Annotated in this window: 22 protein-coding genes; 13 read left to right on the top strand and 9 right to left on the bottom strand. The window is 63.5% G+C overall.

What is annotated here, in order from left to right; all coding sequences use genetic code 11:
• Positions 1–140: 140 nt before the first annotated feature.
• The 5 genes from lpxO to RYH74_RS08680 all read left to right on the top strand — a co-directional run bounded on the left by lpxO (position 141) and on the right by RYH74_RS08680 (position 4,254).
• Positions 141–1,040, top strand: a complete 900-nt coding sequence (lpxO, locus tag RYH74_RS08700; RefSeq protein ID WP_013973173.1) for a lipid A hydroxylase LpxO — start codon at positions 141–143, stop codon at positions 1,038–1,040.
• Between the two features lie 119 nt (positions 1,041–1,159).
• A complete protein-coding gene (locus RYH74_RS08695; RefSeq protein WP_013973174.1) occupies positions 1,160–1,504 on the top strand; it encodes a carboxymuconolactone decarboxylase family protein in 345 nt (114 codons plus the stop codon).
• 78 nt (positions 1,505–1,582) lie between these two features.
• Positions 1,583–2,152 carry a GNAT family N-acetyltransferase gene (locus RYH74_RS08690; RefSeq protein ID WP_084785218.1) on the top strand — a complete coding sequence of 190 codons (570 nt, stop codon included), beginning with the start codon at positions 1,583–1,585 and terminating at the stop codon, positions 2,150–2,152.
• Positions 2,153–2,230: 78 nt separating this feature from the next.
• Positions 2,231–3,439: a serine/threonine transporter SstT gene (gene sstT / locus RYH74_RS08685; protein ID WP_075045610.1), complete on the top strand. Its 1,209-nt coding sequence runs from the start codon at positions 2,231–2,233 to the stop codon at positions 3,437–3,439.
• A gap of 167 nt (positions 3,440–3,606) precedes the next feature.
• Positions 3,607–4,254 (top strand): YceH family protein, encoded by a 648-nt coding sequence (locus RYH74_RS08680; protein WP_025339663.1) that lies wholly within the window; start codon positions 3,607–3,609, stop codon positions 4,252–4,254.
• Between the two features lie 4 nt (positions 4,255–4,258).
• Here RYH74_RS08680 and RYH74_RS08675 read toward each other — a convergent pair whose 3' ends face one another.
• From RYH74_RS08675 to RYH74_RS08640, 8 genes are all read right to left on the bottom strand, one after another.
• On the bottom strand, positions 4,259–4,447 hold the full coding sequence (locus RYH74_RS08675) for a hypothetical protein (protein ID WP_013973178.1): 189 nt from the start codon (positions 4,445–4,447) through the stop codon (positions 4,259–4,261).
• Positions 4,448–4,616: 169 nt separating this feature from the next.
• On the bottom strand, positions 4,617–6,179 hold the full coding sequence (ahpF, locus tag RYH74_RS08670; protein WP_075045611.1) for an alkyl hydroperoxide reductase subunit F: 1,563 nt from the start codon (positions 6,177–6,179) through the stop codon (positions 4,617–4,619).
• A gap of 125 nt (positions 6,180–6,304) precedes the next feature.
• Entirely contained in the window at positions 6,305–6,868 is a 564-nt protein-coding gene (ahpC, locus tag RYH74_RS08665) for an alkyl hydroperoxide reductase subunit C (protein WP_004375926.1), read from the bottom strand.
• Between the two features lie 268 nt (positions 6,869–7,136).
• Positions 7,137–8,492 carry a glutathione-disulfide reductase gene (gene gorA / locus RYH74_RS08660; protein ID WP_075045612.1) on the bottom strand — a complete coding sequence of 452 codons (1,356 nt, stop codon included), beginning with the start codon at positions 8,490–8,492 and terminating at the stop codon, positions 7,137–7,139.
• A 180-nt stretch (positions 8,493–8,672) separates the two neighbouring features.
• Positions 8,673–9,512, bottom strand: coding sequence for a UTP--glucose-1-phosphate uridylyltransferase GalU (gene galU / locus RYH74_RS08655; RefSeq protein WP_013973181.1), 840 nt, complete (start codon positions 9,510–9,512; stop codon positions 8,673–8,675).
• Positions 9,513–9,808: 296 nt separating this feature from the next.
• Complete coding sequence (locus tag RYH74_RS08650) at positions 9,809–10,723, bottom strand: c-type cytochrome (RefSeq protein WP_317409264.1); 915 nt, start codon at positions 10,721–10,723, stop codon at positions 9,809–9,811.
• Entirely contained in the window at positions 10,720–11,370 is a 651-nt protein-coding gene (locus RYH74_RS08645) for a c-type cytochrome (protein WP_085665199.1), read from the bottom strand. Before RYH74_RS08645 ends, RYH74_RS08650 begins: the two co-directional genes overlap by 4 nt.
• A 77-nt stretch (positions 11,371–11,447) precedes the next feature.
• Entirely contained in the window at positions 11,448–11,807 is a 360-nt protein-coding gene (locus tag RYH74_RS08640; protein ID WP_112252774.1) for a hypothetical protein, read from the bottom strand.
• Positions 11,808–11,967: 160 nt separating this feature from the next.
• On the opposite strand from RYH74_RS08640, the gene RYH74_RS08635 reads away from it, so the two are divergent.
• From RYH74_RS08635 to csrA, 8 genes are all read left to right on the top strand, one after another.
• Complete coding sequence (locus tag RYH74_RS08635; RefSeq protein ID WP_004375922.1) at positions 11,968–12,270, top strand: DUF1883 domain-containing protein; 303 nt, start codon at positions 11,968–11,970, stop codon at positions 12,268–12,270.
• A 7-nt stretch (positions 12,271–12,277) separates the two neighbouring features.
• Positions 12,278–12,448 carry a hypothetical protein gene (locus RYH74_RS08630; RefSeq protein WP_013973186.1) on the top strand — a complete coding sequence of 57 codons (171 nt, stop codon included), beginning with the start codon at positions 12,278–12,280 and terminating at the stop codon, positions 12,446–12,448.
• A gap of 43 nt (positions 12,449–12,491) precedes the next feature.
• Positions 12,492–13,580 (top strand): NAD(P)H-dependent flavin oxidoreductase, encoded by a 1,089-nt coding sequence (locus RYH74_RS08625; RefSeq protein WP_238066536.1) that lies wholly within the window; start codon positions 12,492–12,494, stop codon positions 13,578–13,580.
• Positions 13,581–13,775: 195 nt separating this feature from the next.
• Positions 13,776–14,534, top strand: coding sequence for a molybdate ABC transporter substrate-binding protein (gene modA / locus RYH74_RS08620; protein WP_286100128.1), 759 nt, complete (start codon positions 13,776–13,778; stop codon positions 14,532–14,534).
• Positions 14,534–15,214: a molybdate ABC transporter permease subunit gene (gene modB / locus RYH74_RS08615; RefSeq protein WP_025339672.1), complete on the top strand. Its 681-nt coding sequence runs from the start codon at positions 14,534–14,536 to the stop codon at positions 15,212–15,214. The genes modA and modB overlap by 1 nt, the downstream gene beginning before the upstream one ends.
• 1 nt (position 15,215) lies before the next feature.
• A complete protein-coding gene (gene modC / locus RYH74_RS08610; RefSeq protein WP_075045618.1) occupies positions 15,216–16,307 on the top strand; it encodes a molybdenum ABC transporter ATP-binding protein in 1,092 nt (363 codons plus the stop codon).
• 57 nt (positions 16,308–16,364) lie between these two features.
• Complete coding sequence (locus RYH74_RS08605) at positions 16,365–17,387, top strand: DNA topoisomerase IB (RefSeq protein ID WP_075045619.1); 1,023 nt, start codon at positions 16,365–16,367, stop codon at positions 17,385–17,387.
• Between the two features lie 253 nt (positions 17,388–17,640).
• Positions 17,641–17,838, top strand: coding sequence for a carbon storage regulator CsrA (csrA, locus tag RYH74_RS08600; RefSeq protein ID WP_004375914.1), 198 nt, complete (start codon positions 17,641–17,643; stop codon positions 17,836–17,838).
• A gap of 45 nt (positions 17,839–17,883) precedes the next feature.
• Here the strand turns inward: csrA and RYH74_RS08595 are convergent, their stop codons facing one another.
• A complete protein-coding gene (locus RYH74_RS08595; RefSeq protein WP_013973192.1) occupies positions 17,884–18,237 on the bottom strand; it encodes a response regulator in 354 nt (117 codons plus the stop codon).
• Positions 18,238–18,242: the final 5 nt, after the last annotated feature.

Genomic DNA, 18,242 nt, shown 5'->3' with positions numbered 1-18,242 from the left:
CATGCAGACCTTGGTACAGCGGTGACGCTTGTACCAAGGTCTGCCATCGTTGGGTAACATTCTCCTACAAAGCATCGGCTCGATTGTTTATGCTGGCGGGCTTAGCCATCACGCATGGCCATTACTTGACGTATCCGCCCATGAAAATCGCCTTAGTCCTCATCTTCGTCCTCTCGATCGCCTATGTTCACCTGCGCGGTCGCGTTCGCCACAAGCTGACCCGTCAGCTGGGCGACCACTCCAGTTTCCTGGCCCCGGTCAACAGCTTCCTGTACCTGTTTTCCAGGCACCCGGCCAAGCCTTACCTGCCGGTAGAGGCCTTTCCGGAACTGCAGACGCTGCAGGACCACTGGCAGGAGATCCGCGAGGAAGCCCAACAGCTGCTGCATGTGGGCGAAATCAAGAAGTCCGACAATTACGATGATGTCGGTTTCAACTCATTCTTCAAGACCGGCTGGAAGCGCTTCTACCTGAAGTGGTACGGCGAAAGCCACCCGTCGGCGATGACCCTGTGCCCACGCACCACCGAGTTGCTCAAAGGCATCGGCACGGTCAAGGCCGCCATGTTCGCCACCCTGCCGCCGGGCGCCAAGCTGGTGCGCCACCGTGACCCGTATGCCGGTTCGTACCGCTACCACCTGGGCCTGGACACGCCGAACGACGACGGTTGCTACATCGACGTGGACGGTGAGAAGTATTCCTGGCGCGATGGCGAGGGCGTGGTCTTCGACGAGACCTACATCCACTACGCGGCCAATACCACCGAGCACAACCGCATCATCCTGTTCTGCGACGTTGAACGCCCGCTCAAGTACCGCTGGGCGACCGCGTTCAACCGCTGGTTCAGCCGCAACGTCATGGCCGCTGCCGCCGCACCCAACGATGCCGGCGACAAGACCGGTGGCATCAACCGGCTGTTCACCCGCATCTACAAGATCCGCGAACGTGGCAAGGCGATGAAGAAGCGCAACCGCACGCGTTACTACCTGGAGAAGTGGGCATTCGTCGCGGCGTTGGTGCTGGTGTTCATCTACATCTGATCGGTGTGGTTGCGCGCAGCCAAAAGGCCTGCGCGCAACCAACCAAAGTACAAGCCTCACACTTTCCACTCTTCGACTAGCCTGAAAGCTCCACTCGCAACCTCCCCAAGGTGAAGACGATGAGCATGATGGACTGGGACGCCTACCGTAAGCAGTTGATGGCCGGCATCGGCGATCTCAAGCAGCTTTCCCCTGACACCGTGGCCGGCTACATGACCGCCAGCGGTGCAGGGGCCAAGACCAACCACCTGGACGCCAAGACCCGCGAGCTGATCTCCCTCGCCGTGGCCGTGACCACACGCTGCGATGGCTGCATCGCGGTGCATTCGCAGCAGGCCGTCAAGCACGGCGCCAGCCGCGAGGAAATCGCCGAGGCCCTTGGCGTGGCCGTGGCGATGAACGCCGGTGCCGCGCTGGTCTACTCGGCACGTGCCATGGATGCGGTGGGCAAGGCCAACGGCTGAGCGAAAATGGCGTCGCCGCCCTTGCGCGACGGCGCCGCGCCACCCAGACTGGGCGGCCCAGCCCTTGCAGGAACCCGCATGATCCACATCCGCCCCATGACACCGGAAGACTTCGAACACTTCTGGCCCACCTTCCAGGCCGTCGTACAGGCCCGTGAAACCTACGCATTCGACCCGGCCCTCAGCTTCGATCAGGCCCGCCAGCTGTGGCTGGAACTGCCCGTGCGCACATTCGTGGCCGAGGAAGACGGCGAGCTGCTGGGTTCGTATTACCTCAAGGCCAATGCCGCCGGGCCTGGTGGGCACGTGGGCAATTGCGGCTACATGGTCTGTGAAGCGGCACGCGGCCGCGGCGTCGCGCGCTTGATGTGCGAGCACTCACAGAAACAGGCGCGCCAGGAAGGTTTTCTGGCCCTGCAGTTCAACTCGGTGGTGGCCACCAATGAGGTGGCAGTGGCGCTGTGGCACAAGTTGGGCTTCGAAACCGTTGGCCGCTTGCCCAAGGCCTACCGCCATGCCCGCCTTGGGCTGGTGGACTGCCTGGTGATGTACAAGTGGCTGGCGGACGAGCCGGTAGTGGAAAAGCCGCCGCTGCTGATCGGGCGCAAGAACATCGAGGCGCGGGTGTCGCGGCGGCGCGGGCGCTGACTTCTTCAGGCCGCCCTGCTCGACGAAGGTCTATGGTAAAGTCGCGCCCTTTTTGAACATGCTGGGATATCGCTGCACATGACCCCCGTCCTCCGCTTCCTCAACCGCACCAGCCTGGTGACGCAGATCGTCATCGGCCTGATCGCCGGCATCGCCCTGGCCCTGCTCGCGCCCGCCATCGCCCGCGACATGGCCTTCCTCGGGAAGGTGTTCGTCAGCGCCCTCAAGGCGGTGGCACCCGTGCTGGTGTTCATCCTGGTCATGGCCTCGATCGCCAACCACCGCCACGGCCAGGAAACCCACATCCGCCCGATCCTCTGGCTGTACCTGCTGGGTACCTTCGGCGCCGCGGTAGTCGCGGTGGTTGCCAGCATGCTGTTCCCGTCGAACCTGGTGCTGAGCACCGGCGACGCTACGCTGAGCGCGCCGGGCGGCATCACCGAGGTGCTGCAGAACCTGCTGCTGAGTGCGGTCGACAACCCGATCAACGCCCTGCTCAACGCCAACTTCATCGGTGTACTGACTTGGGCCATCGGCCTGGGCGTGGCCCTGCGCCATGCCGGCGAAACCACCCGCACCGTGGTCGAGGACCTGTCCAATGGCGTGACCCTGATCGTGCGCGTGGTCATCCGCTTCGCCCCGCTGGGCATCTTCGGCCTGGTCAGCGCCACGCTGGCCCAGTCGGGCCTGAACGCCCTGCTCGGCTACCTGCACCTGCTGGCGGTGCTGATCGGCTGCATGCTGTTCGTGGCGCTGGTGATGAACCCGCTGATCGTGTATTGGAAAATCCGCCGCAACCCCTACCCGCTGACCCTGCTGTGCCTGCGCGAAAGCGGTATCACCGCGTTCTTCACCCGTAGCTCGGCGGCCAACATCCCGGTCAACCTGGCCCTGTCGGAGCGCCTTGGCCTGCATGAAGACACCTACTCGGTATCGATCCCGCTGGGTGCGACCATCAACATGGCCGGTGCCGCCATCACCATTACCGTGCTGACGCTGGCGGCTGTACATACCCTGGGTATTCCGGTGGACCTGCCGACCGCCGTGCTGCTCAGCGTGGTGGCGGCGGTCTGTGCCTGCGGCGCCTCGGGTGTGGCCGGTGGCTCGCTGCTGCTGATTCCGCTGGCGTGCAGCCTGTTTGGCATCCCTAGCGAAATTGCCATGCAGGTAGTGGCGGTTGGCTTCATCATCGGCGTGCTGCAGGATTCGGCCGAGACGGCGCTGAATTCTTCGACCGATGTGCTGTTTACAGCGGCGGCGTGCCAGGCTGAAGAGCGTAAAGCCTGAGTTTGCCGGGGCCCTGTGGGAGCGGGTTCACCCGCGAATCAGACGACGCGGTGCATGGCACCGGCTGCGCCGGTGTTCGCGGGTGAACCCGCTCCCACAGGTGCCAATTGCCTAACACGATGGCATTACCTACCCTAGTGGCCTTTCCCCAGCAATGAGACAGGGCCATGTCAGAACACGAAACCGCAGGCGAAGGCCGCTTCAACAGCATCGAGATCCGTATTCTCGGCTCGCTGATCGAGAAGCAGGCCACCAGCCCGGAAAGCTACCCGCTGACCCTCAACGCCCTGGTCCTGGCCTGCAACCAGAAGACCAGTCGCGAGCCGGTGATGAACCTCACCCAAGGCCAAGTCGGCCAGGCCCTGCGCGCCCTCGAAGGGCAAGACATGACCCGCCTGCAGATGGGCAGCCGCGCCGACCGCTGGGAACAACGGGTGGACAAGGCGCTGGAGCTGGTGCCGGCGCAACTGGTGCTGATGGGCCTGATGTTCCTGCGCGGGCCGCAAACCCTCAACGAACTGCTGACCCGCAGCAACCGCCTGCACGACTTTGACGACACCGAGCAGATCCAGCACCAGCTGGAGCGCCTGATCTCGCGCGGCCTGGCCTTGCACCTGCCACGCCAGGCCGGCCAGCGCGAAGACCGTTACACCCATGCCTTGGGCGACCCGGCGGAAATCGAGGCGATCCTTGCTGCACGGCAGCAGGAAGGCGGGGCACGCAGCAGCGGTGGCAATGTGTCGGAAGAGCGCATCGAAGCCCTCGAAGCGCGCATCGCGGCGCTGGAGGCACGCCTGGCCGAACTGGAAGGCTGAGCCGTCACGGCTCGGGGTCGGGGAAGTTGCGGCAGCTCTTGCGCTCGGCCAGCTCCCGGTCACTGGGGCGCTGGTCGACGAACACGGTGCGGCCGTCGGCGTAGATTTCCAGGTAGCCCCAGTGCAGGTCCTGCTCTTGCTGCCCGGGCTTTGGGGGGACTAGCCACCAGGGTTCGCGGCTGATCAGGGTCATGGGTGTGATTCCTGAGGGTGTCTGCAGTAATCATAGACATCCTCGGTTATTGCTTTGCTTGTACCGGCCCTTTCGCGGCTAAAGCCGCTCCTACAGGGATCTGCACAGTTTGCAAAATCTGCGCAGTACCTGTGGGAGCGGCTTTAGCCGCGAAGAGGCCGGTACGGGCTTACGCCGGTGCCGAAGTGCGGATCAGGTGGTCAAAGGCCGCCAGCGATGCCTTGGCCCCCTCACCCACCGCAATCACGATCTGCTTGTACGGCACAGTCGTCACGTCACCCGCCGCAAACACTCCCGGGATGCTGGTCTGGCCCTTGGCATCGACGATGATCTCGCCACGCGGCGACAGCTCGACGGTGCCTTTCAGCCAGTCGGTGTTCGGCAGCAGGCCGATCTGCACGAAGATGCCTTCCAGCGCCACTTCATGCTGCTGGTCGGTGGTGCGGTCCTTGTAGCGCAGGCCGGTCACCTTTTCGCCATTGCCCAGCACTTCGGTGGTCAGCGCACTGGTGATCACCTTCACGTTCGGCAGGCTGTGCAACTTGCGCTGCAGTACCGCATCGGCACGCAGCTGGCTGTCGAACTCGATCAACGTTACCTGGGCGACGATACCCGCCAGGTCGATGGCCGCTTCCACACCCGAGTTGCCACCACCGATCACCGCCACGCGCTTGCCCTTGAACAGCGGGCCGTCACAGTGCGGGCAGTAGGCCACGCCACGGGCGCGGTATTCCTGCTCGCCCGGCACGTTCATTTCGCGCCAGCGGGCACCGGTGGCCAGGATCACGGTCTTGGCCTTGAGCGAGGCGCCGCCAGCCAGGCGTACTTCGTGCAGGCCGCCATCGGTGGCCGGGATCAGCGCTTCACCGCGCTGCAGGTTCATGATGTCCACGTCGTACTGCTTGACGTGTTCTTCCAGCGCCGTGGCCAGCTTCGGCCCTTCGGTTTCCTGTACCGAGATGAAGTTCTCGATGGCCAGGGTATCGAGCACCTGGCCGCCGAAACGCTCGGCCGCAATACCGGTACGGATACCTTTACGCGCGGCATAGATGGCTGCCGAAGCGCCAGCTGGGCCACCACCGACCACCAGCACGTCGAAGGCGTCCTTGGCGTTGATCTTCTCGGCCTGGCGGCCGGCTGCGTTGGTGTCGATCTTGCCGAGGATTTCTTCCAGGCCCATGCGGCCCTGGCCGAACACTTCGCCGTTCAGGTAGATGCTCGGCACCGCCATGATCTTGCGCGATTCCACTTCCGCCTGGAACAACGCGCCGTCGATGGCCACGTGGCGCACGTTGGGGTTGAGCACCGCCATCAGGTTCAGCGCCTGGACCACGTCCGGGCAGTTCTGGCACGACAGCGAGAAGTAGGTTTCGAAGGTAAACTCGCCTTCCAGCGCCTGAATCTGCTCGATCACTTCGGCACTGGCCTTGGACGGGTGGCCACCGACTTGCAGCAGTGCCAGCACCAGCGAGGTGAATTCGTGGCCCATGGGGATACCGGCGAAGCGCAGGCTTATGTCGGCTCCCGGGCGGTTCAGCGAGAACGATGGACGACGGGCATCGCTGCCGTCCGCGCTGAAGGTAATAAGGTTCGACAGGCTGGCAATTTCCACCAGCAGGTCGTGCAATTCGCGGGATTTCGCGCCGTCGTCGAGGGAGGCAACGATCTCGATCGGCTGGGTGACCCGCTCCAGGTAGGTTTTCAGTTGCGATTTAAGCGTGGCGTCCAACATACGGGCGATTCCTTTTTCAAAACTCGGATACAAAAACGCCCAGGCGAGGTCGCCCGGGCGCTTTTACGGGGCGGTAGGTACTTCAGCTTTGGCGGCTGGCTACCGCCCGCGACATGCGCATCGGCTTAGATCTTGCCGACCAGGTCCAGCGACGGCGCCAGGGTGGCTTCGCCTTCTTTCCACTTGGCCGGGCAAACTTCGCCTGGGTGAGCGGCAACGTACTGGGCAGCCTTAACCTTGCGCAGCAGTTCGGCAGCATCGCGGCCTACACCACCGTCGTTCAGTTCGACGATCTTGATCTGGCCTTCCGGGTTGATCACGAAGGTACCGCGATCGGCCAGGCCGGCTTCTTCGATCAGCACGTCGAAGTTGCGCGAGATGACGTGGGTCGGGTCACCGATCAGCGGGTACTGGATCTTGCCGATGGTGTCCGAAGTGTCGTGCCAGGCTTTGTGGGTGAAGTGGGTGTCGGTGGACACGCCGTAGATTTCCACGCCCAGCTTCTGGAACTCGGCGTAGTTGTCAGCAAGGTCACCCAGTTCAGTCGGGCAGACGAAGGTGAAGTCGGCCGGGTAGAAGAACACGACAGACCACTTGCCTTTCAGGTCGGCTTCGCTGACCTGGACGAACTCGCCCTTGTGGTAGGCGGTGGCGTTGAACGGTTTGACCTGGCTGTTGATGATTGGCATGAGAGACGCTCCTTCATGGGGTTGGAATCAGTTGATGGAGAGAATCCTAACCGCTGGTCCCGACAAAGGCTCATTGGCAAAGCTCATGCTTATGATTGGTTTTGGCTATAACCGAGGATAATTAATAGAAGGGAATGGGCTGAGCAAAGGATTGCGGGGCATTCAAGGGCCCCATCGCCGACAAGCCAGCTCCCACAGGTACTGCGCAGGTCTCTGCACTTGTGCAGTCCCTGTGGGAGCTGGCTTGCCGGCGATGAGGCCAGTGGCATCAGCGAGTGACCGTGCGCATGGTCACGAACTCTTCGGCAGCGGTCGGGTGCACGCCAATGGTTTCGTCGAACTGCTGCTTGGTCGCACCGGCCTTCAGGGCAACGCCCAGGCCCTGGATGATCTCGCCGGCGTCGGGGCCAACCATGTGGCAGCCCAGCACCTTGTCGGTCTCGGCATCGACCACCAGCTTCATCAGGGTCTTTTCCTGGATGTCGGTCAGGGTCAGTTTCATCGCACGGAAGCGACTCTCGAATACCTGCACCTTGTGCCCGGCCTCCAGCGCCTGCTCCTCGGTCAGGCCCACGGTGCCGATGGGCGGCTGGCTGAACACTGCGGTGGGTATGTTCTGGTAGTCCACAGGGCGGTATTGCTCGGGCTTGAACAGGCGCCGGGCCACGGCCATGCCCTCGGCCAGAGCCACCGGAGTCAATTGCACGCGGCCAATCACGTCGCCAATGGCCAGGATCGACGGCGCGGTGGTCTGGTACTGCTGGTCAACCCGAATGTAACCGCGTGCATCCAGCTCGACGCCGGTGTTTTCCAGGCCCAGGTTGTCCAGCATCGGGCGCCGGCCGGTGGCATAGAACACGCAATCGGTGACCAGCTCGCGACCATCCTTGAGGGTGGCCTTCAGGCTGCCGTCCTCGAGCTTGTCGATGCGCTGGATGTCGGCGTTGAACTGCAGGTCGAGGCCGCGCTTTTCCAGTTCTTCCTTCAGGTGCGTGCGCACCGAACCGTCGAAGCCACGCAGGAACAGGTCGCCACGGTACAGCAGCGTGGTAGCCGCCCCCAGGCCCTGGAAGATGCCGGCGAACTCGACGGCGATGTAGCCACCGCCCACCACCAGCACCCGGCGTGGCAGGTCCTTGAGGTAGAAGGCTTCGTTGGAGGTGATGGCCAGTTCCTTGCCCGGAATGTCCGGCACCTGTGGCCAGCCACCGGTGGCGATGAGGATGTGCTCGGCGGTGTAGCGCTGGCCATCCACTTCCACTTCGTTGGCACCGGTCAGGCGCGCATGCCCCTGCAGCAGGGTGACCCCGCTGTTGACCAACAGGTTGCGGTAGATGCCGTTGAGGCGCTCGATTTCCCGGTTCTTGTTGGCAATCAGGGTGCCCCAGTCGAAATGCCCTTCTTCCAGGGTCCAGCCGAAGCCTGCGGCCTGCTCCAGTTCGTCGGCGACGTGTGCGCCGTACACCAGCAGTTTTTTCGGCACGCAACCCACGTTGACGCAGGTACCGCCCAGGTAGCGGCTTTCGGCCACTGCCACCTTTGCGCCGAAGCCGGCGGCAAACCGCGCCGCGCGCACACCGCCGGACCCGGCACCAATCACGAACAGATCAAAATCGTAGGCCATGTATTCACTCTCCTAGGCAGGCGCCCAGCATAACGCACTGGGGCCGCTTTGCGCCCCTTCGCGGGCCCGCCCGCTCCCACAGTACCGGCACAACCTTGAAGGTCTGCACAATACCTGTAGGAGCGGGCAAGCCCGCGAAGGGGCGCAAAGCGGCCCCAGTCTCAAGCAACTAGCGGCTTATCAGTAAGCCTTGCCAGTCTTGTAGTAGTTCTCGAAGCAGAAGTTGGTCGCGTCGATGTAGCCCTCAGCGCCACCGCAGTCGAAACGCTTGCCTTTGAACTTGTAGGCGATCACGCAGCCGTTCTGCGCCTGTTGCATCAGGGCGTCGGTGATCTGGATCTCGCCACCTTTGCCCGGCTCGGTGTTGGCGATGATGTCGAAGATGTCCGGGGTCAGGATGTAGCGACCGATGATCGCCAGGTTCGACGGGGCATCTTCCGGCTTTGGCTTCTCGACCATGTTGGTGACGCGGAAAATGTCGTCACGGATCATGTCGCCGGCGATCACGCCGTACTTGTTGGTTTCCTGCGGATCGACTTCCTGGATGGCGACGATCGAGCAACGGAACTGGTTGTACAGCTTGACCATCTGGGTCAGTACGCCGTCACCTTCCGGGTTCACGCACAGGTCGTCCGCCAGCACCACGGCGAACGGCTCGTCGCCGATCAGCGGGCGGCCAGTCAGGATGGCGTGGCCCAGGCCTTTCATTTCGGTCTGGCGGGTGTAGGAGAACGAGCACTCGTCGAGCAGGCGACGGATACCAACCAGGTATTTTTCCTTGTCGGTGCCCTTGATCTGGTTTTCCAGCTCGTAGCTGATGTCGAAGTGGTCTTCCAAAGCACGCTTGCCGCGCCCGGTGACGATGGAGATCTCGTTCAGACCGGCATCCAGTGCCTCTTCAACGCCATACTGGATCAGTGGCTTGTTGACCACCGGCAGCATTTCCTTGGGCATGGCTTTGGTAGCGGGCAGGAAGCGGGTGCCGTAACCGGCTGCCGGGAACAAGCATTTTTTGATCATATACGTCCTTACAAAAGGCTAGGCCTGTGGAATTCGGCGCAGTCTAATCAGGCGGCAGTCACCTTACAATGCCCAACCTGTGGCCGATCGATGGGAAGATAGAGATAACCCAGTGTAGATAGTTCCGAGGGATCGTAAATATTGCTGTCATCCATGACCGTTGGATGACAGGAAATCGGGGTTGCCTGTACTGGCCCTATCACCGGCAAGCCAGCTCCCACAGGGGCTGCACAGTTTTCAAAAGCTACGCGGAGACCTGTGGGAGCTGGCTTGCCGGCGATAGGGCCTGCAGGCAATCAGCTACCCGTGCCCTGCCCGATCAACACCCCATCGACCTTCTGCCCATACAGGTTCACCCCGTCATTGGCGTGGAACTTTACCCGCGTCTTCTCGATGGAGCCTTCCACCAGCCGCGGATCCTGCGGCCGTTCATGGCGGTTGACCCAGGCCGCCACGTCCCAGGCCTGCTGGTCACTCAGGCTGCCCGGCTTGCCCAGCGGCATGTTGTACTTGATGAACGACGCCGCGGTGTTGATGCGGTGCATGCCGGCGCCCCAGTTGTAGGAATCCTTGCCCCACAGCGGCGGCATCACATACTCGCCCGCCACCTTCTGCCCCTCGCCGTTGTCGCCGTGGCAGATCGCACACTGCTCGCGATAAACCTGCTGGCCGCGCTTGAAGTCGTACCCGCCCTTGGGTTGCGGCACCTCCGGGTAACCTCGCCCGGCAATCTCCACGCCAGTCGGCGCCTTGGTCGACAGCCAATACGAATACACCGACAGCGCCGTCATCTGCGGGCTGTCTGCCGCAGGCGGCTTGCCGTTCATGCTGAACTGGAAGCAGCCCTGGATACGCTCGGCGTAGGTGTTGACCTTGTCGTTTTTCTTGCGGTACGCGGGGTACATCGGGTACGCCCCCCACATCGGCGCGGAATGCGCCAGCCGCCCCTGGTCAAGGTGGCAGTTGCTGCAGTTCATGCCATTGCCCACGGCCTCAGGCATCAACCTGCGGGTGTCGACGAACAAGGCATGCCCCTCGCGCACCATCTTGCCAAAGGCATTGGCAGGCAACTCGCTTTCCGCTGGCGGCACGAACTGCGGCGCAGCCTGCACGCCAGGCACTTTCAACTGCGACTGGTCTTCCATGGCGATCTGGGCGGCCTGGGCGCTGCCCATGGCCAGCAGCAGCAGGGCTGGAATCATCGGTTTCATGGCTTGACCTCCTGGCTGGCGGGGCGGGCGAAGAACTCGGCAACGGCCTTGATCTCGTCATCGGTCATGGCCTTGGCCACACCGACCATCAGCTGGTTGGGGTCATTGCTGCGGGTGCCGTCACGCCAGGCGTTGAGCTGCGCCACCAGGTAACTGGCGGGCTGGCCGGCCAAGGGCGGAAAGTGTTCGCCAACCCCGCCACCGCCCGGGCCATGGCATTGCACGCAACCAGGAATCTGCCGGCTCCAGTCACCGTACAGGGCCATGCGGGTGGTGGGGTCATCGGCAATCTGCTGGCGACGCAGGTCGCCTGCAGGGTCTGCCGGCAGGCTGGCCAGATAGGTGCTGACAGCCTTGATCTCATCCTCGCTCAGGGCCTTGGCAAGCGGCTCCATCACCGGCTGCTTGCGGCTGCCGTTGCGCCAATCATGCAATTGCTTGCTGAGGTAAGCGGCCGGCAGCCCGGCCAGGCGTGGGAAGCCGGCAGCGGCAATGCCCTTGCCGTCCGGGCCATGGCAACCCAGGCAAGCCATGGCGGCGGGGTTGGCCCCGCCCTGGGTGAAGACTTTCTGGCCATCGGCGGCATGCGCCGCGGGCCAGGCCAGGATCAGCAGGCTGCCGATCACGACGCGACTCAACGGTGTCATCACGAATCTCCTTTTCTATTGTTATATGCTTAGGCCAAAAACATATAAGCAAAAGGAGCGTGATCAGTTGCCCTGGATCAACTACCGGAGATGCATTGGGTGGCTGCGGTGCGCACATCGCCCAGGCGCAGCGGGAAGTTGTTCAGCCGCTCGTGCAGCTTGATGCTGCTACCGCTGCCACGCTTGTCGATATCCACCAGCGCCGCCGGGCCCGCGCCCGAGCTGATTTTCTGCGGCACGATCAGCCGCAGGCCATCACCACGCTGCTCTTCCACCAGCGGGTCGCGGCTATCGGCCAGCTTCTGCTTGACGCAATCGGCATACGCGCGCGGGGACTTGCCGGAGATCACATCCAGCGTTTCACGCGACTGTTCCAGTTCCGTAACACTCACACAGCCACCCAGCGTCACCGCCAACGCCGCCACCATCCACTTCATTTGCAGCACCTCTGCCTTCAAGAATCCGCTTCGACCACAGCCAGGCTGTTTTGCTCCCTGCTTTGGCAGATTTATCTACGCCTGGCGGAACAGCGCGGCAGTGTAACCCGACATCGTGGTATCTTTCGCCTTTGCAGAACCAATCCTTGCGGAGCATCACATGAAATTCGTACACCAGCGCGAGCACCTGAACGAGGACGACATCGTCGTCATCGAGTGCTCCCAGCGCTGCAATATCCGCCTGATGAACGACGCCAACTTCCGCAGCTTCAAGAACGGCGGCCGTCACACCTACCACGGTGGCCATTTCGACAAGTTCCCGGCGAAGATCACTGTGCCCAGCACCGGTTTCTGGAACATCACCATCGATACCGTGACAACCCGCCCGATCTCGGTCACCCGCAAGCCAACCTTGACCCACAAGATCAAGATCGTCCGTCGTTCATCGTCGAAACTCAGATAAGGCCACCATGACCCAGACCACCAAGTACGTCATCAAGTACAAGCTCGACGGCCAGCGCCGCTGGGACTTCGCACTGATGCCCGACGCTTCCCTCGAACAAGCCCTGGAAGCCCTGCGCAAGATTCACGGCGAAGACGCCGAGAAGATCAGCGACATCCAGGTCAGCAAAGCCTTGTAAGCACCCGCCCCGCCGTACCGCTCGCCCGCGCAAGGAGAACCGCATGAGCCACTGGCCCGACCGCCGCATCCTCGACCTGCTGGGCATCGAGTTGCCCATTCTGCAGGCCCCCATGGCCGGTGCGACGGGCTCGGGCATGGCCATTGCCGTGGGCCTGGCGGGCGGTTTGGGCGCCCTGCCCTGCGCCATGCTCACGGGCGACCAGGTGCGCGCCGAGATCGCCGCCTTCCGCGCCGGCTGCCCGGGCCGCCCGTTGAACCTGAACTTCTTCTGCCACCAGCCGCCAGCGCCCGATGCCGAGCGCGATGCACGCTGGAAGCAGGCGCTCGAACCCTATTACAGCGAAGTGGGCGCAGACTTCGCGGCGCCCACGCCGGTGTCCAACCGCGCGCCTTTCGACGAACAGAGCTGCCAGCTGGTCGAGCAACTGCGCCCGGAGGTGGTGAGTTTCCACTTCGGTCTGCCCCAGGCCGACCTGCTGCAACGGGTAAAGGCCAGCGGTGCCAAGGTGCTGTCCAGCGCCACCACCGTAGAGGAAGCCGTGTGGCTGGAGCACCACGGCTGTGATGCGATCATTGCCATGGGCTATGAAGCGGGCGGCCATCGCGGCATGTTCCTCAGCGACGATATCACCAGCCAGATCGGCACCTTCGCCCTGGTGCCACAGGTGGCCGATGCGGTCAGCGTGCCGGTGATTGCCGCCGGCGGCATTGCTGACCACCGCGGCCTGTTGGCGGCACTGGCCTTGGGTGCTTCGGCAGTGCAGATCGGAACAGCGTACCTGTTCTGCCCCGAAGCCAAGGTGTCGCCGGCGCATCGCCAGGCCCTGGACAGCGCGCCCGCCAGCGACACGGCGCTGACCAACCTGTTCACCGGCCGACCGGCGCGCGGCATCAACAACCGCATCATGCGTGAGCTGGGGCCGATGAGCGACCTTGCGCCGCGCTTCCCACTGGCCGGCGGAGCGCTGATGCCTCTGCGGGCGATTACGGATCCGCAGGGCAATAGCGATTTCAGCAACCTGTGGTCGGGGCAAGCGCTGCGGCTGGGCAGGCATATGCCGGCGGGCGAGTTGACCCGGGAGATTGCCGAAAAGGCGCTGGCAGTGATCGGCCGCCAGGCGTCTGCATAAGCAGGCTCGGCCTCTTCGCGGGCTTGCCCGCTCCCACAGGTTCACCACTGGTTTTGAATGCTGCGCAGTACGGTAGGAGCGGGCAAGCCCGCGAAGGGGCCGGACCTGCCCATGCATCATCCTGCCCCCTTCCCGGCCCGTGGCCTATCGCTATATAGTTCAGGCTATAACGATAACCCCCAAGGAACTGTCTTCATGCGTATCCGCCCGTCCCACCTGGCTGCCGCCGCCCTGGCCAGCCTGCTCGCCTTCAACACTGCCTGGGCCGATGAAGTCCAGGTCGCGGTCGCTGCGAACTTCACAGCCCCCATCCAGGCCATTGCCAAGGACTTCGAAAAAGACACCGGCCACAAACTGGTCGCCGCCTATGGCGCCACCGGCCAGTTCTACACACAAATCAAGAACGGGGCGCCGTTCGAGGTATTCCTGGCTGCCGACGACAGCACCCCGGCCAAGCTCGAGCAGGAAAAGGCCATTGTCCCGGGCTCGCGCTTCACCTACGCCATCGGCACCCTGGCCCTGTGGTCGGCCACGCCTGGCTATGTCGACGCCAACGGCGAAGTGCTGAAGAAGAACCAGTTCAAGCACCTGTCCATCGCCAACCCGAAAACCGCTCCCTACGGCCTGGCCGCCACCCAGGTGCTGGGCAAGCTGAAGCTGACCGAAGCCACCAAGCCCAAGCTGGTCGAAGGCCAGAACATCACCCAGGCGTTCCAGTTCGTCTCCACCGGCAACGCCGAGCTGGGCTTTGTCGCCCTGTCGCAAATCTACAAGGACGGCAAGGTCGAAAGCGGTTCGGCCTGGATCGTTCCCTCGACCCTGCACGAGCCCATCCGCCAGGACGCGGTAATCCTCGAAAAAGGCAAGGACAACCCCGCCGCCAAGGCCCTGGTCGACTACCTGAAAGGTCCGAAAGCCGCGGCAGTGATCAAATCCTACGGTTATGAAATCTGATGCCACTGGACGCCAGTGACCTGGGTGCCATCTGGCTGACCGTGAAACTGGCCAGCCTGACCACCCTGATCCTGCTGATCGTCGGCACGCCCATCGCCTGGTGGCTGGCGCGCACGCGCTCGTGGCTGCGTGGGCCGGTGGGCGCGGTAGTGGCCTTGCCGCTGGTGCTGCCACCCACGGTGATCGGCTTCTACCTGCTGATCGCCCTCGGCCCGCATGGCTGGCTGGGCCAGGCGACCCAGGCGCTCGGTCTGGGCAGCGTGGTGTTCAGCTTCACCGGCCTGGTGATAGGCTCGGTGATCTACTCCATGCCGTTCGTGGTCCAGCCGCTGCAGAATGCCTTCGGCGCCATTGGCCAGCGCCCGCTGGAAGTGGCCGCCACACTGCGCGCCAGCCCCTGGGACACCTTCGTCCACGTGGTGCTGCCGTTGGCCCGCCCGGGCTTCATAACCGCCAGCATCCTCGGTTTCGCCCACACGGTGGGCGAGTTCGGCGTGGTGTTGATGATTGGCGGCAATATCCCCGACAAGACACGCGTGGTCTCGGTGCAGATCTTCGACCATGTCGAGGCCATGGCCTATTCGCAAGCACACTGGCTGGCAGGTGCCATGCTGGTGTTCTCGTTCCTGGTGCTGCTCCTGCTGTACGCTGGGCGCCGCGGCAAGGCTGGCTGGAGCTGATATGAGCGCATCGATTGTGGCGCGCCTGAAACTGGCGCGCGACGACTTCACCCTGGACGTCGACCTGCACCTGCCCGGCCGAGGCATCAGCGCGCTGTTCGGCCACTCCGGTTCTGGCAAGACCAGCTGCCTGCGTTGCCTGGCCGGGCTGGAACGGGCCGCCAGCGCCTACATCGAGGTCAACGGCGAAGTCTGGGAAGACAGCGCCCGTGGCTACTTCCAGGCACCACACCTGCGCCCGGTGGGCTACGTGTTCCAGGAGGCCAGCCTGTTCCCTCACCTGTCGGTACGCGGCAACCTGGAGTTCGGCTGGCGCCGGGTGGCCGCTGCCGAGCGCAAGGTCAGCCTCGACCAGGCCTGCCAGCTGCTGGGCATCGGCCACTTGCTGGCACGCCGGCCGGCAACCTTGTCCGGTGGCGAGGCACAGCGGGTGGGCATTGCCCGCGCCCTGCTCAGCAGCCCGCGCCTGCTGTTGATGGACGAGCCGCTGGCTGCCCTCGACGGGCCGCGCAAGCGCGAAATCCTGCCCTACCTGGAACGCCTGCACGACGAACTGGACATCCCGCTGGTGTATGTCAGCCATGCCCAGGAGGAAGTGGCGCGGCTGGCCGACCACCTGGTGTTGCTGGAGCAAGGCCAGGCAGTGGCCAGCGGCCCGATCGGCGAAACCCTGGCCCGTCTCGACCTGTCGCTGGCCGAGGGCGAGGATGCCGGCGTGGTGTTCGAGGGCCTGGTGGTGGGGCACGACCCGCACTACGACCTGCTCGAACTGCGCCTGCCCGGCAACGATGGGCCACTGTTGCGCATCGCCCACCCGGCCCAGGCGATGGGCAGTACCTTGCGGGTCAAGGTGCAGGCTCGTGACGTCAGCCTGGCCCTGGCAGCCGACAGTACTTCGAGCATCCTCAACCGATTGCCGGTGCGCGTGCGCGAAAGCCGCCCGGCCGGCAACCCGGCCCATGTTCTGGTCAGCCTGGATGCCGGCGGCAACGCCTTGCTCGCGCGCATCACCCGCTTCTCGGCAGACCAGCTCGGCCTGCACCCGGGCCAGGTGCTGTTCGCCCAGATCAAGTCGGTGGCGTTGCTGGGCTGAGCATCGGCCCCGTGGCTGGTGTCCATTGATCAGTGACCTGATCGAGGCCTGCCAGCCATGCTTGACTGCCCCCTGCCGCGCACCCTGCACTACGTCGACGACAGCCAGCCGGGCCTGACCCGGCGGCGCTGGCGGGGCCGCTTCATCTACCTGGATGCCGACGGCCAGCGGGTGCGCGACAGCGATACCCTCGCCCGCATCGCTGCACTGGTAATCCCCCCGGCCTATACCGAGGTGTGGATCTGTGCCGACCCGCAGGGCCACCTGCAGGCGACAGGTCGCGATGCCCGTGGCCGCAAGCAATATCGCTACCATGCGCAGTGGCGAGAAGTACGCGATCAGCACAAGTACGCGCGCATGCTGGCGTTTGCCCAGGCCCTGCCGAAACTGCGTGCACAACTGCACGCCCACCTTGCCCGGCCAGGCCTGGACCGGGAAAAGGTAATGGCGCTGGTGGTCAGCCTGCTGGACCACACCCTGATCCGCATCGGCAACCAGCGCTACCTGCGTGAAAACCAGTCCTATGGCCTGACCACCCTGCGCAACCGCCATGTCGAGGTGAAGGGCAGCAGCATCCGCTTCCAGTTCCGCGGCAAGCGTGGCGTCGAGCATAACGTCAGCCTCAACGATCGGCGCCTGGCCAACCTGCTCAAGCGCTGCATGGAGCTGCCCGGGCAAGCGCTGTTCCAGTACCTGGACGACGACGGCCAACGCCACAGTGTCGGCTCCAGCGAGGTCAACCAGTTTCTGCAGCAGCTGACCGGCGCCGACTTCACCGCCAAGGACTACCGCACCTGGGCCGGTAGCAGCCTGGCCCTGGACCTGCTCAGGCCCTTGGCCTGGGAACCCGAGAGCGAAGCCAAGCGCCAGGTCGCCGCCATCGTTCGCCAGGTAGCATCACGCCTGGGCAACACGCCGGCGGTGTGCAGGCGCTGCTACATCCACCCGGCTGTACTTGAACACTATGCCCTGGGGCGCCTGGCCAACTTGCCGAAGAACCGTGTACGCAAAGGCCTGGACCGTGAAGAAGTAGCCTTGCTGTTATTTCTTCAGGCACTCGAGGAACAGGATGACCATTAACCCGGTCTATTCAGACCATGATGCGAAGAAATTTCCCATTGGCCGCCAAGCCCCCTATTCTTGCCACCGAGCACCTTGGCCGACAAACCGCTGGCGGTTTGCTTCGGCACCTGCGACTGAAGACACGCAACAGAATTTGTCTGTCGGGGAATTACTATCCGCCGAAAGCGTCTTTAATGAGAAGGAAGAGGGACAAGCTCCCGCCGCCGTGGCAACTAGCCCGACGGACTTTTACATCACCAAGGAGAACTACATGCTGATACTCACCCGCAAGGTTGGCGAAAGCATCGTCATCAACGATGACATCAAAGTCACCATTCTGGGCGTCAAAGGGATGCAGGTGAGGATCGGTATCGATGCACCGAAAGACGTCCAGGTCCATCGCGAAGAGATCTTCAAGCGTATCCAGGCTGGCAGCCCAGCCCCGGAAAAGCACGACGACTCGCACTGAGCGACCTGCCTCAAGCCGCACGGACGCGCTTGATCGCCCCGCGCCTCAGGTGCCCAGCAGTTCGTGCACCTTGGCGATCATACAGTCCATGTCGAACGGTTTGTCGAACACCGCGGCGAACAGTTCCGGGCATCCCTGGTTGGCCTGCGCGCCACTCATGAGGATGACCGGCAACTCGCTCAAGGCCGGGTCTTCACGCATCGAGCGCACCAGCTCTTCACCGTTGAGCAGTGGCATCATGTAGTCGGTGATGACCAGCTGAACGCGCTTTTCCTTCAGTGCCTCCAGCGCCTTGCAGCCGTTGCTTGCCTTTTCCACCAGAAAACCTTCGTCCTCCAGGGCAAAACCGAGGATGTCGGCAATCAGGTACTCGTCATCGACGATCAGGATGGTATTCATCGCCC

It is taken from the genome of Pseudomonas sp. LSJ-87 (genome assembly GCF_032971465.1).
GTDB lineage: Bacteria > Pseudomonadota > Gammaproteobacteria > Pseudomonadales > Pseudomonadaceae > Aquipseudomonas > Aquipseudomonas putida_Z.
Note: the sequence above shows the minus strand (reverse complement) of the source record. Positions and strands in the feature narration are given on the sequence as shown.

Excerpts from the sequence above, each read along its gene's own strand:
- RYH74_RS08630 (WP_013973186.1), top strand. The coding sequence starts at position 12,278 with ATGACCCAGACCACCAAGTACGTCATCAAGTACAAGCTCGACGGCCAG.
- modA (WP_286100128.1), top strand. The coding sequence starts at position 13,776 with ATGCGTATCCGCCCGTCCCACCTGGCTGCCGCCGCCCTGGCCAGCCTG.
- lpxO (WP_013973173.1), top strand. The coding sequence starts at position 141 with ATGAAAATCGCCTTAGTCCTCATCTTCGTCCTCTCGATCGCCTATGTT.
- galU (WP_013973181.1), bottom strand. The coding sequence starts at position 9,512 with ATGATCAAAAAATGCTTGTTCCCGGCAGCCGGTTACGGCACCCGCTTC.
- gorA (WP_075045612.1), bottom strand. The coding sequence starts at position 8,492 with ATGGCCTACGATTTTGATCTGTTCGTGATTGGTGCCGGGTCCGGCGGT.
- sstT (WP_075045610.1), top strand. The coding sequence starts at position 2,231 with ATGACCCCCGTCCTCCGCTTCCTCAACCGCACCAGCCTGGTGACGCAG.
- RYH74_RS08625 (WP_238066536.1), top strand. The coding sequence starts at position 12,492 with ATGAGCCACTGGCCCGACCGCCGCATCCTCGACCTGCTGGGCATCGAG.
- RYH74_RS08595 (WP_013973192.1), bottom strand. The coding sequence starts at position 18,237 with ATGAATACCATCCTGATCGTCGATGACGAGTACCTGATTGCCGACATC.
- ahpC (WP_004375926.1), bottom strand. The coding sequence starts at position 6,868 with ATGCCAATCATCAACAGCCAGGTCAAACCGTTCAACGCCACCGCCTAC.
- csrA (WP_004375914.1), top strand. The coding sequence starts at position 17,641 with ATGCTGATACTCACCCGCAAGGTTGGCGAAAGCATCGTCATCAACGAT.
- RYH74_RS08695 (WP_013973174.1), top strand. The coding sequence starts at position 1,160 with ATGAGCATGATGGACTGGGACGCCTACCGTAAGCAGTTGATGGCCGGC.
- RYH74_RS08605 (WP_075045619.1), top strand. The coding sequence starts at position 16,365 with ATGCTTGACTGCCCCCTGCCGCGCACCCTGCACTACGTCGACGACAGC.
- RYH74_RS08675 (WP_013973178.1), bottom strand. The coding sequence starts at position 4,447 with ATGACCCTGATCAGCCGCGAACCCTGGTGGCTAGTCCCCCCAAAGCCC.
- ahpF (WP_075045611.1), bottom strand. The coding sequence starts at position 6,179 with ATGTTGGACGCCACGCTTAAATCGCAACTGAAAACCTACCTGGAGCGG.
- RYH74_RS08635 (WP_004375922.1), top strand. The coding sequence starts at position 11,968 with ATGAAATTCGTACACCAGCGCGAGCACCTGAACGAGGACGACATCGTC.
- RYH74_RS08645 (WP_085665199.1), bottom strand. The coding sequence starts at position 11,370 with ATGACACCGTTGAGTCGCGTCGTGATCGGCAGCCTGCTGATCCTGGCC.
- modC (WP_075045618.1), top strand. The coding sequence starts at position 15,216 with ATGAGCGCATCGATTGTGGCGCGCCTGAAACTGGCGCGCGACGACTTC.
- RYH74_RS08650 (WP_317409264.1), bottom strand. The coding sequence starts at position 10,723 with ATGAAACCGATGATTCCAGCCCTGCTGCTGCTGGCCATGGGCAGCGCC.
- modB (WP_025339672.1), top strand. The coding sequence starts at position 14,534 with ATGCCACTGGACGCCAGTGACCTGGGTGCCATCTGGCTGACCGTGAAA.
- RYH74_RS08680 (WP_025339663.1), top strand. The coding sequence starts at position 3,607 with ATGTCAGAACACGAAACCGCAGGCGAAGGCCGCTTCAACAGCATCGAG.
- RYH74_RS08690 (WP_084785218.1), top strand. The coding sequence starts at position 1,583 with ATGATCCACATCCGCCCCATGACACCGGAAGACTTCGAACACTTCTGG.
- RYH74_RS08640 (WP_112252774.1), bottom strand. The coding sequence starts at position 11,807 with ATGAAGTGGATGGTGGCGGCGTTGGCGGTGACGCTGGGTGGCTGTGTG.